Here is a 10,894-nt window from a genome sequence, read left to right as displayed (position 1 = left end):
CTGCGTTCTCGACTTCCTCAACCGGTTCAACTTCATCTGCGCTCTCGATTTCATCTACCAATTCAATTTCGTCTGCGTTCTCGACTTCCTCAACCGGTTCAACTTCATCTGCGCTCTCGATTTCATCAACTGGTTCAATTTCGTTAGCATTCTCGATTTCATCTACTGGTTCAATTTCGTTAGCATTCTCGATTTCATCTACTGGTTCAATTTCGTCTGCGTTTTCTGCTTCCTCAACCGACTCAATTTCGTCTGCGTTCTCGACTTCATCAACCGATTCAATTTCATCTACGCTCTCGATTTCATCTACCGGTTCAATTTCGTTAGCATTCTCGATTTCATCAACCGATTCAATTTCGTCTGCGTTTTCGGCTTTCTCAACTGGTTCAATTTCGTCTACGCTCTCGATTTCATCAACTGGTTCAATTTCGTTAGCATTCTCGATTTCATCTACTGGTTCAATTTCGTCTGCGCTCTCGATTTCATCTACCGATTCAATTTCGTCTGCGCTCTCGATTTCATCTACTGGTTCAATTTCGTCTGCGTTTTCAGCTTCCTCAACTGGTTCAATTTCGTCTGCGTTTTCAGTTTCCTCAACTGGTTCAATTTCATCTGCGCTCTTCTGCACATCGCGTTTTTTTGTGCTTTTCTGATTTTTTACGTTTATGTTCAGTTGACCGCTGCCCAAAATTTCTTCGAGAACATTTTTTAATTCGGTGCTGTCTATTTTAACTTTTTCTGAAACTTGAGAATTTTTTAGTGGTTCTGAAAAAATTGTTGTTTTAAAAAGTTCTGTCCAACTGTTTTCAAAAAATGCATCAATTTCGGCTGAATATTTTTTTCCACGATGGCCAAGACTTTTTTTTATTTCTTCTTTTAATTCATTTTTTCGTTTTTTTAGTTCTTCGCCAGGAAGTTTTTCTTTGGAATTTTCGTACGATTCGGCAAAAATTTTCTGAAAACGATTTATTCTCGCTTTTATCACGCTCAAATCATCACGTTTTAAGTTTAAAATCAAAAAAATCGTCAAAAACAAGGTTAGAAAAACGAGAGATAACAAAAGAATACGAAGCTCGAGCGAAATTTTAAACATTTCTCCGTCATAAACAAAACAGAGAAAACTAAAATTTTCTTCACTCAAATCCACAATTTTCGTAAAAATCGCAAAATTGTAGTTTGCAGAAAGTGGCTCTTTATTTTCTTCAGCATTTTCCGTCGAAAATTCTTTTTTTTCAGAATCAATTTGTTCGCTCGAATTTTCAGTTTTATCCAAAAGAAGATAAGTTCCTGTCAAACCAACATTCTGTTCAAAAAGTTCAGTCCGCCTGTCTTCAGCTAAATTCAAAACCCTTTTGCGGACATTTTCGCGCAGTGCTTCCAGACCGTTTCCCAAAAGCTCAGAATTTGAATAAGGAAGTCCAAAAATATAACCTGCACAATCAGACTTTTCTGTAAAAAGATATTCCGCTCCATCTTTTTCCGAAAGGCTGATTTTATTTTTTGAATACAAAAATCTTAAAAAATCTTCGGTTCCGCAATAAAAAAATACGTCTGCCTGCTGCGAAATTTTTCCAGAATTATCTTTTCCAATAAAAGGCAACGAATAAATTATGCGTTTTTTTTCAAAATCGTTAAAAATCTTGAATTTCCGGCCATTTTTGCAATCTAAAAGTTCAAATTCAATTTCCTGTCCGTTTTTTACAAAATTCGAATAATCTTCGTAAACCGTCGAGCGTTCATTTTGTTTTTTTTTGTCGCTTTCAAAACTACTGTAATGAATTTTCCGGCCGTTAGAATCAACAATGCGAATTCCCTGCAAATAAGGCGACGAAGAAAAAATCTTTGCACAAGCCAAAGCACGCGACTTTACTTCCTCGTCCGATGAAACTGATTTTGTAAAAGAAAGCACAGCATTATCCGAAGCAAAAGAAGCAAAATGCTCAAAGAGAATCTGATTATATTGTTTTTCCTGTTCCGAAAGTTCCCTGATTTTCTGTTCAATCGGTTTTCTTACAGCCGGCTGATAAAATTTTGCTTCAATAGAATCAAACTGTCCAGAAAGTGTAATCACCGAAAAAAAAGCAAAAATTACGACAGAAATCAGCAAACTTACAGAAAATTTCTGACTCGAAGTCAAAATTTCACCTGCAAATTAAAAAATATTTTCTCTATTCTATCTAAAATCGGCAAAAAAAAGTAAGGAATTCACTGTTTTTACAAAATATTTTATACTATTTTTGTTATAAAATTCGCATTTTATAAACGCTAGAACATGATAGAAATTGAAGAAGAACAGAATCAAAAAATAAAAGCTTTACTTATTGGTCAGCCGGAAGTTCCGCTTGCAGAACTCGAAGGTCTTTGTAAAACACTCGGAATAGAAACAGTCAGAAGCGTAAATTTGACGCGCTATGAACCTTCTCCAGCCTATGGAATCGGCTCAGGAAAGGCTCAGGAACTTTGCGCACTTGCAAAAGAACTTCAGGCAGATGCAATAATTTTTGACTACATTCTTGAACCTCGAAAACAGCGCAACTGGGAAAAACTTTCAAAACTTGCAGTTTTTGACAGGCAGGAAGTCATTTTACGGATTTTTTCTGCACGGGCGCAGACAAAAGAAGCTGTCCTTCAGGTACAACTTGCTAAGCTCGAATATTCACTTCCGCGACTTGCCCACATGTACGGAGACTTTGCAAGACAACGAGGCGGAAATTACGGTTCAAAAGGCAGTGGCGAAACCCAACTCGAACTCGATCAAAGACAAGTTCGCGACAAGATTGCACTGGTAAAAAAAGAACTTTCCCAGGTTGTTCTCGACCGCCAGACACAGCGCAAAAAACGAGACAAAACGCCATGTCCGTCCTGTGCAATAGTCGGTTACACAAATGCTGGAAAATCAACCCTGCTCAACGCGCTCACTGGAGCCGAAGTTTTTGTCGAAGACAAGCTTTTTGCAACTCTCGACCCAACAACAAGAAGGCTCAACTTAAAAGAAGGCGGCTCAATCCTTCTTACGGACACAGTCGGCTTTATTTCAAACCTGCCACATTCTCTCGTAAATGCCTTTAAATCCACCCTCGAAGAAGCAAAAAACGCAGATTTGCAGCTGCTCGTTCTTGATTCTGGCGATCCGAATGTTTTTGAACAGTATAAAACAGTCGTTTCTGTTCTTGAAGAAATAAAAGCAGATAAGGTAAAGCGAATAATCGTACTGAACAAAACAGATTCTCTCGAAGCGGAAAGTCCGCAAGCAGTCCGGCTTTATGCCAAATTCAGCAATGCAGTAAAAATAAGCGCTTTAAATCATGACGGTTTTGAGCAGCTCACTCAAAAAATCTGCGACAGCCTCTTAGGCAAAGTCCAAAACTTGATAATTCCAACAGAAAAACACGCACTTTTAAACGACATACGCAAAAACGGCATCTTGCTCACCGAAGAATGGCTTACCGACGGAATCCACGTAAAGGCACGAATCGGGCAGGAATTTTCTGTTTTGCAGGAAGAACAAAAAACTTACGGAAATTCAATTTTTGTGGCAGAATCAAACGAAAATTCTCCAAATTTAAAAAGAATAAAAAACAGGCTTTACTCAATTTTAGAGCCATATTTTAAATTAAATGCCGACGCAGAAACAAAAGAATAAAATGAACAGATTGAATAAAATTTTAACAAGAATGTTAGTTTTTCTCGCAGCAATAGTTTTTTTGACAGGAATTATTTTTTCAATTTTTCGCCAAAAAAATAAAACTAAAAACGCATTGCAAGACAGCGAAAAAATATTTTTAAATCAGGCAGAATTTAAAAGTTTTTCTTCTCAAAAAAACAAGGCTTTTACAAAAATCGGAAAACTGCGCGCCACAACAAAATCCAGCAAAAACGAAAAAACAAAAATCGTGCTTATAACGCTTTACATCGAATACATTGACGACCAGACTTTTTACGAAGAACTAGACCGGAATCTGAAAAAAATGCGCGAAATAATACTCAATTATTTTTCCGAACAGACAGCCGAAGAACTGGCTAAAAAAAACGAAGAAAAAATAAATTCAGAACTTTTAGAAAAATTGAATTCGATTTTGGTTTTACAAAAAATTCAAAAGCTTTATTTTACAGATTTTTTGATTTTGTAAAAAACATATTTCCTACAGCCCGGATTGTAGCCCCGTCAGTTTGAGCGGCTCAATGCCGCTCAAATGGAGCGAATAGCGGAAGGGCGAAAAGCCGGAAAAGCTGCCGTCTAATTCCACAAATTCTGAGGATTTATCTGCTTGCCGTTTTTAAAAACCGTAAAATGCAAGTGCGGTCCTGTGCTCAAACCTGTGCTTCCTACATAGCCGATTACAGAATTTTGTGTTACGTACTGATTTTTTACAGCTGCAATTGCGCTCATGTGTCCGTAAAGCGTTTTATAACCAGAATGATGTGTTACAATCACGTAATTTCCGTAAGTATTGTTAAAACCAGTAGATGTAACTTTTCCGTCCATTGCCGCATAGATTCTAGTTCCCTGGGGACAGGCCATATCTACTCCGCTGTGATAAGAACGCACTCCCGTAAAAGGCGATTTTCTCCAGCCAAAGGCAGAAGACATATACCATCTTGCATGCACAGGTTTTTTAAACAAATCTCCGTTAATTTCCTGGCGGGTAACCCAATCCAGATGAGCATCCGGCAAAAAGAGCATTGTTCCGGCAGAAAGAGAGTCGCTTTCCGAAACCTTATTTACTGCGCAGAGTTTTGCATTGTCAATCTTATATTTTTCAGCAATCGAAAGAGCCGTTTCGCCATCTTTGCGCACTGTGTACAGGATTCCAGGAATCGAAGGGATTTTTAAATAAGTTCCAATCTGCAAAAGCCTAGAAGAACGGATATTGTTTACAGAAATTATAGTATCTTCCGTAATTCCAAAATTTGACGCAATAACGCTAATCATATCTCCAGAATGCACGCGGTAAGAAGTATAGCAAACCTCGCTCAAGTTAAGATTTTCTTCTTCGACAAGGGCAACCTCGCTTTCTGTAACAACAGGCAAACCTGGAATTTCTAAACCTCCCTGGCCGTTTTCTTCCTGCTCTTCGGGCTGCAAAAAAAGTCCGACCGTCAAAACGACACAAAAAGAAGCAACGGCAACAGAAAAACAGGCGAGAGTTTTTATGCTAAAAATTTTCTTTTTAAAATCAGCAAAAGCAATATTTTTAAATTTCATTTTTTATCCTGTTTATAATACAATCAATGCAATTGACAGAGCAATTACAAAGAAAAAACGGCTTTAAACATTTTTTTTATTTATTCCAATAAGATAAGTTTCAAAACTTTCGGCACGGCAGGCAACAGGCTTAAAGCCTTTTGCAGAAGTAAAAACTTCGCGCATCATTTTTAAGAGCGACTGCTGGTCTCCGTTCTGAAAAACCTTTACCGCAAAATTTCCGCCTGGACGCAACATTGTCTGAGCATAATAAATCGCCATTTTTACAAGTCCCTGAGAACGCGCAGTGTCGACAATTCTGTTTCCTGTCGTTTTAGGAGCAGCGTCGCAAACCACAAGATCAAACGGACCTTCTTTTTTTATAGTTTCCAAAATAGTTTTGTCAGTCAAATCGCCCTGAATAAAAACAAGATTGTCACCCTTAACATCTTTTGCAAGAGGATTCAAGTCGCAGGAAACAACCTTGCTTTCTGGACTCAAATTTCTGAGCAAAAAGGTCGTCCAACTTCCAGGAGCCGCACCCAAATCCAAAACCGTGCTGTTTTTTTTGAGAATATGAAATTTTTCGTCAATTTCTTTTAATTTATAAACCGAACGCGCAGGATAACCTTCCGAAAAGGCTTTTTGCGACCAAAAATCTGGTTTTTCATAACTATTCGATGCCATAATTCTTAATCGGCAAATTTTACTCATTTTTTTACTGTTTTGTAAATGAAAGTTTACTGCTTTTTTTTGGATTTTTAAGGGCGTGTCGGCAAAAAAATTGCCGTCAGGCTTTCCAGGGTTCCGGCTTCCGCCTTCATTGCTTCACTTCGTTCCGCAACGGCTTTATAAGCCGCCCTTCCAATCCTTCACGCAAATCAAAAACACTCGTACACAAAATATGATTTTTGAGTTATAATAAAAATATGAAACAAGAATTTACATCTCGCCTTGAAAAAATTGAACTTTCTCTACAAAAATTTCTGCCACAAGAACTTAATGACAACTGGAAAGAACTGTCTTTCGGAAAAATAGATTCGTGCATAAATCAGGAGCATATTTCGGTTTTAACCCAGCCTTGCGCACATCTGGTTTCACTTGGCGGAAAAAGATGGCGCCCTTTGCTTCTCGTGCTCTGCGCACAAATGACAGCTCAGGCAAAAAAAATAGATGTAGATTTAACAAAAGCCTATGGTTTAACTCCGCTTGTTGAATTTGCACACACTGCAAGCCTCATTCACGATGACATTGAAGACGGAGCAGACACACGTCGCGGAAAACCATGCGCACACATTTCTTACGGAATGGATGTTGCCATAAACGCAGGAAGTTGGCTCTATTTTGAAGCAACAACTGCAATAAAAGCGTTAAATCTGTCTTCCGACGAAAAACTTCGTCTCTACGAACTTTTTCTGCAAGAACTACGTCTTTTGCATCTCGGTCAGGCAATGGACATTAAATGGCACAGAAATCCAGACTTAATTCCTTCAATCGAAGAATATACAGCCATGGTTCGTAACAAGACAGGAACACTCGCACGCCTTGCAGTCAAACTCGGAATTCTTGCAGGTGGCGGAACTGATTCAGAAATAGAAGAAGCTGGAAAAATTGCTCAGGACATTGGTGTTGCTTTCCAGATTATTGACGATGTAAAAAACCTTACAACCGGAAATCCAGGCAAAAAACGCGGAGATGATATTGTCGAAGGCAAAAAATCTCTGCCAGTTCTTTTTCATCTGCAAAAAAATCCACAGGACGAAAAAATACTTGCCCAATATTTTACTCAGGCAAAAAACGAAGGAATAGAAAGTCCTGCCGTCGAAAAAGCGATTCAGCTTTTAACACAAAGCGGTGCGGTTGAGCAGGCGGCAAAAAAAGGTTCTGAACTTGTAACACAAAAAAGCCAGGAACTTGCGCTGCTTTATGGAACAAAAACAGAAATCGGCACCTTGATTGAAGAACTTTTCAATTCAATGCGTTAACCACAACAAAAACAGAAGTACGAATATGCCGGCAAAAAAAGAAAACGTTTCACAACTTAATTCTCAGGCAATAAAACTTGCAGCCAACGGTGAATATAAAGAAGCGATTGCGTGTTTTCAAAAAGCAATTACTTTGGAAAAAAACAACTACCGCCTTTGGTATAATCTTGGCGTTACTTACCGCGACACAGGCGACCTTTTGCGTGCGAAAGAATCTTTGGACAAAGCCTATTCAATCGAAGCCGAAGATGATCAGGTAATCGAAATGCTTGCTTTAATTGATTTTAACATTGGTCTTACAACCGAAGCATTGCAATTCTGCCATGAAGGATTGGAAAACAACTGCAACAATTCGCGGCTTTGGAACACACTCGGCGTAATCTACTTTAATTTGGAAAAATACGAGAACGCTGCCGAAGCCTTTGAACAGGCAATTACAATCGATCCATATTATTACGACGCGCTCTTTAACCTACGCGACACATACGAAGAAACAGGCAATAAAGTCGGCTACAAACTCTGCAATGAACAGTTAAAAGCAATAAAAAATTTTGGACAGACAAATGCTTGATTTTGCTAGAGTCATTTCTGTTTCGCAGAATTCTCAAAAAGTTTTATTGGCTTCAGTTTTTTCATCAGCTTGCATAAACTGCCCTTCAATAAGAACATGCAGGCACAGCGCAAAGACATTTACCGCGCTAAACGTAAAGAATTTTAAACTCAAAGAAGGAAATATCGTCCGCATAGCATTAAAAACACCAGTCAGAATTTTGCAGGGACTTTGCGCACTTTTTCTGCCCATAACACTTTGCATTCTTGGACTTGTTTTTGCCCCTAACTTGTTTAAAATAATGAATTTCCCGGCAAATATTCAATTTAACGAAACTATAAGGTTTTTAGCAGGAATCGCAGCATTCTTCTTAGGCGAACTAGCAGTTTTTATCTTTAGCAGGGCAACATTCATACCATTATCGCCAATTATAAAACAAAAAATATAAAAAAAAGCGGTGAATGTTGCGCTTCAATTGCACAATAATCAGCTACCGCTCTTCTTTTTATTTTAACTATTTATTCTAGTAATTTGACATTGCCAGGCTACTTATTTCTTCAGCCATCTTGTCTAAGGCAACCTGTTTTTGAACAGCGCCAAGTTCCCAGGCAACACGTGGCATTCCATAAACAATGGCAGATTTTTCATCCTGTCCCAAAGTCCACGCCCCCTGTTTACGCATTTCTGCAAGTTCAACAGCACCGTCTTTTCCCATGCCAGTCATAATTACACCAAGAGCATTGTACTTAAAAACCTTTGCAACAGATTCAAACATAACATCTGCTGAAGGTCTGTGTCCATTTCTTTGAGGCAGCTGGTTTGTACGAATCTGATATTTTCCAAAACCGTTGTTTTCAACCACAATATGGAAATCGCCTGGAGCAATATAAACATGTCCTTCTTCAAGAATATCCTTATCTTCCGCCTCCTTTACGCTCAAAGGACAAATTTTGTCAAGACTTGCAGCAAATTCTTTTGTAAAGCCAGCAGGCATATGCTGAACAACAATAATCGGCTGCTTAACATCAGGATCAATATTTGCAAAAACTTCGCGTAACGCATTAGGTCCGCCAGTCGAAATTCCAATCGCAATCAATTTAATTTTTCCAGGAGCATGCAACGGAGTAATAGCAACAATATTTTTCTTTTCGCGAGGAATAAAAGTTTCAAAATCCTTTGGAATAGGAATCGGCTTCGGAGGAGGAATTACAACATCTTTAGCTTTATCACCAAGAGCCTCATGAAGTTTTCTTTCAATCGCACGTTCCGAATTCAAGCGAATGTAATAATCAGTGCTATAAACATTTTTTCCATTAAAACGCGCCTGAGCTCCGCCATAAGAAGCAATCATTTCTATCAGACGATCAGCAACAGAGTTAATATCTACAGAAACAGAACCGTTTGGCTTGGTAATAAAATCGCAGGCACCAAGTTCAAGAGCTTCCATAGTTACGGCAGCACCTTTTTCTGCAATGGAAGACAAGATGATTACAGGAATATCAGGACCATGTTCCTTACGATAGCGAAGATATTCAATTCCCGTCATAACAGGCATTTCAATATCCAAAATAATAACATCAGGCTTTGTATATTCCAGTTTGTTTATAAGGAACTGCCCGTTCATCGCTTTATCAATAACTTTCATTCCAGGAGTATTGTCAATCACCCGCGAAATAACATTTCTCATTAACGCAGAATCATCACAAACAAAAACCGAAATGTCGTCCATTTTTAAATCTCCCATAACAAAATTGAAAAAAATGCACTCTCAAACAAAAATATATTTTCAAAGAGCCGCAAATCAAATTCATCTAAGCAAAAATATTTTTTTCTATAAATTTTTCTGATAAAGACAAGCCCAGTCTGTCTTTAAAAACTCAAATTTCGTATCCATTCCAAAGAGCGATTCGGAATGACCGATAAAAAGATAAGATTTTTTGCCCATAGCGTCCCAAAATCTGTCAATACACGCTTTTTGAGCCGCCTCGTCAAAATAAATCAAAACGTTACGGCAAAAAACAACATCAAGATTTCTCATACCAGAATCGTTTCTAAGATTGTGATAGTCGAATTTTATTGTAGAAATCAATTCCTTACAAACCTGATAACCGTTTTCGGTTTTAATAAAATATTTTGACAAATATTCTGGAGGAATTCCCTGAATTCTAGATTCCGGATAAAATCCCTGCTGACCAACCATAAGCGACTTCAAAGAAATATCAGAAGCCGTAATCTGAAAAGTATAAGGCGGAGGCAAAAGACTTTTTAAAATCATTGCAATCGTATAAGGTTCTTCGCCAGTAGAACAGCCAGCGCTCCAAATTTTAATAACAGTTCCACCAGTTTTCTTTTTTTCTTCAATAATATGAGGAATTACATAATGAACAAGAGCATCAAAATGCGGCTGATTTCTAAAAAAACGAGTCAAATTAGTCGTAACAGAATCGAGCATCGTTTTCATTTCGCCTTCATCTGACATAATCAAATTATAATAATCCTGAACCGAAGCCAGATTTTTTTCGCGCAATTTTTCCTTTAAACGCGAATCAAGAATCGAACGGTTTGTTGCCGAAAAAGTAATACCACTCTTGTCGTAAATAATTTTGCGAAATTTTTCAAATTCTGAATCAGTAAGTAAATCTGTCATACAAATATTATATCCCTGCAACCCCGAATTGTAAATTAAAAGCACTTTTTTAACAGAAAGTTAAATACAAAACAGAAAATAAAAAGCAGGAGCACACCACACGAAAAGCAGGCAAAAAGCGCACGGACACACAGTTTCCCGCCACACCGTCCCTGCGCAGTTCCGCTGTCCGCTCCATTAAAAAAGCGGCCATCAAGTAAAAAAAAAGCCATAATCCGCCGTCCTCAAATTACAACCGCAAAAAAAACAGCACACAAAAAGCCCGCTTTTTCAACGCTGCGCGCTGCTCCGGCACGGGCTAAGTCCCCGGTCGATTTTGCCAGATACGGAACAAAACAGGAAAACTACGCAAACGTCAGAAAACAACAAAAACGTCAAAAGCGCACGGAAATGTCAAAACCTGTAGCAAATAAAAATCAATGATATGGAAAAAATGTACAAACGGCAGAAAGACGCAAAAATAAAGCACCGGGCCACACAAAGTGCGCTGACTGGAAAGAATGAAAAAAAATAATTTAAAAAGAAAA

General features: G+C 38.2%; 9 protein-coding genes and 1 pseudogene. 5 read left to right on the top strand and 5 right to left on the bottom strand.

Annotation, left to right across the window (positions count from 1 at the left end; all coding sequences use genetic code 11):
* Positions 1-2,137 (bottom strand): annotated as a pseudogene (locus ACT6XC_RS06170) (hypothetical protein); the annotation flags it as partial.
* A 135-nt stretch (positions 2,138-2,272) separates the two neighbouring features.
* Here ACT6XC_RS06170 and hflX point away from each other — a divergent pair.
* Complete coding sequence (gene hflX, locus ACT6XC_RS06165) at positions 2,273-3,643, top strand: GTPase HflX (RefSeq protein ID WP_443741181.1); 1,371 nt, start codon at positions 2,273-2,275, stop codon at positions 3,641-3,643.
* 31 nt (positions 3,644-3,674) lie between these two features.
* Complete coding sequence (locus ACT6XC_RS06160) at positions 3,675-4,130, top strand: flagellar basal body-associated FliL family protein (protein ID WP_443741180.1); 456 nt, start codon at positions 3,675-3,677, stop codon at positions 4,128-4,130.
* A 107-nt stretch (positions 4,131-4,237) separates the two neighbouring features.
* Here ACT6XC_RS06160 and ACT6XC_RS06155 read toward each other — a convergent pair whose 3' ends face one another.
* A complete protein-coding gene (locus ACT6XC_RS06155; protein ID WP_443737873.1) occupies positions 4,238-5,206 on the bottom strand; it encodes a peptidoglycan DD-metalloendopeptidase family protein in 969 nt (322 codons plus the stop codon).
* A gap of 63 nt (positions 5,207-5,269) precedes the next feature.
* Positions 5,270-5,872, bottom strand: coding sequence for an RlmE family RNA methyltransferase (locus ACT6XC_RS06150; protein ID WP_273065485.1), 603 nt, complete (start codon positions 5,870-5,872; stop codon positions 5,270-5,272).
* 242 nt (positions 5,873-6,114) lie between these two features.
* Between ACT6XC_RS06150 and ACT6XC_RS06145 the strand changes: the two genes are divergently transcribed.
* From ACT6XC_RS06145 to ACT6XC_RS06135, 3 genes are read left to right on the top strand one after another with little or no spacing between them, the layout of a single operon-like run.
* Complete coding sequence (locus tag ACT6XC_RS06145) at positions 6,115-7,170, top strand: FPP/GGPP synthase family protein (RefSeq protein ID WP_443741179.1); 1,056 nt, start codon at positions 6,115-6,117, stop codon at positions 7,168-7,170.
* A 25-nt stretch (positions 7,171-7,195) separates the two neighbouring features.
* On the top strand, positions 7,196-7,741 hold the full coding sequence (locus ACT6XC_RS06140) for a tetratricopeptide repeat protein (protein ID WP_443737876.1): 546 nt from the start codon (positions 7,196-7,198) through the stop codon (positions 7,739-7,741).
* Positions 7,734-8,168: a SoxR reducing system RseC family protein gene (locus ACT6XC_RS06135; protein ID WP_443737877.1), complete on the top strand. Its 435-nt coding sequence runs from the start codon at positions 7,734-7,736 to the stop codon at positions 8,166-8,168. Before ACT6XC_RS06140 ends, ACT6XC_RS06135 begins: the two co-directional genes overlap by 8 nt.
* Positions 8,169-8,243: 75 nt before the next feature.
* On the opposite strand, the gene ACT6XC_RS06130 is transcribed toward ACT6XC_RS06135, so the two are convergent.
* Together ACT6XC_RS06130 and ACT6XC_RS06125 are read right to left on the bottom strand one after the other, a co-directional pair.
* Positions 8,244-9,449 (bottom strand): protein-glutamate methylesterase/protein-glutamine glutaminase, encoded by a 1,206-nt coding sequence (locus ACT6XC_RS06130; protein ID WP_443741205.1) that lies wholly within the window; start codon positions 9,447-9,449, stop codon positions 8,244-8,246.
* Between the two features lie 102 nt (positions 9,450-9,551).
* Positions 9,552-10,367 carry a CheR family methyltransferase gene (locus tag ACT6XC_RS06125; RefSeq protein ID WP_288518496.1) on the bottom strand — a complete coding sequence of 272 codons (816 nt, stop codon included), beginning with the start codon at positions 10,365-10,367 and terminating at the stop codon, positions 9,552-9,554.
* Positions 10,368-10,894 lie beyond the last annotated feature (527 nt).

The sequence above is a fragment of the Treponema berlinense genome (genome assembly GCF_052273165.1).
Classification (GTDB): domain Bacteria; phylum Spirochaetota; class Spirochaetia; order Treponematales; family Treponemataceae; genus Treponema_D; species Treponema_D berlinense_A.
This window is presented reverse-complemented; position numbering and strand designations above follow the sequence as displayed.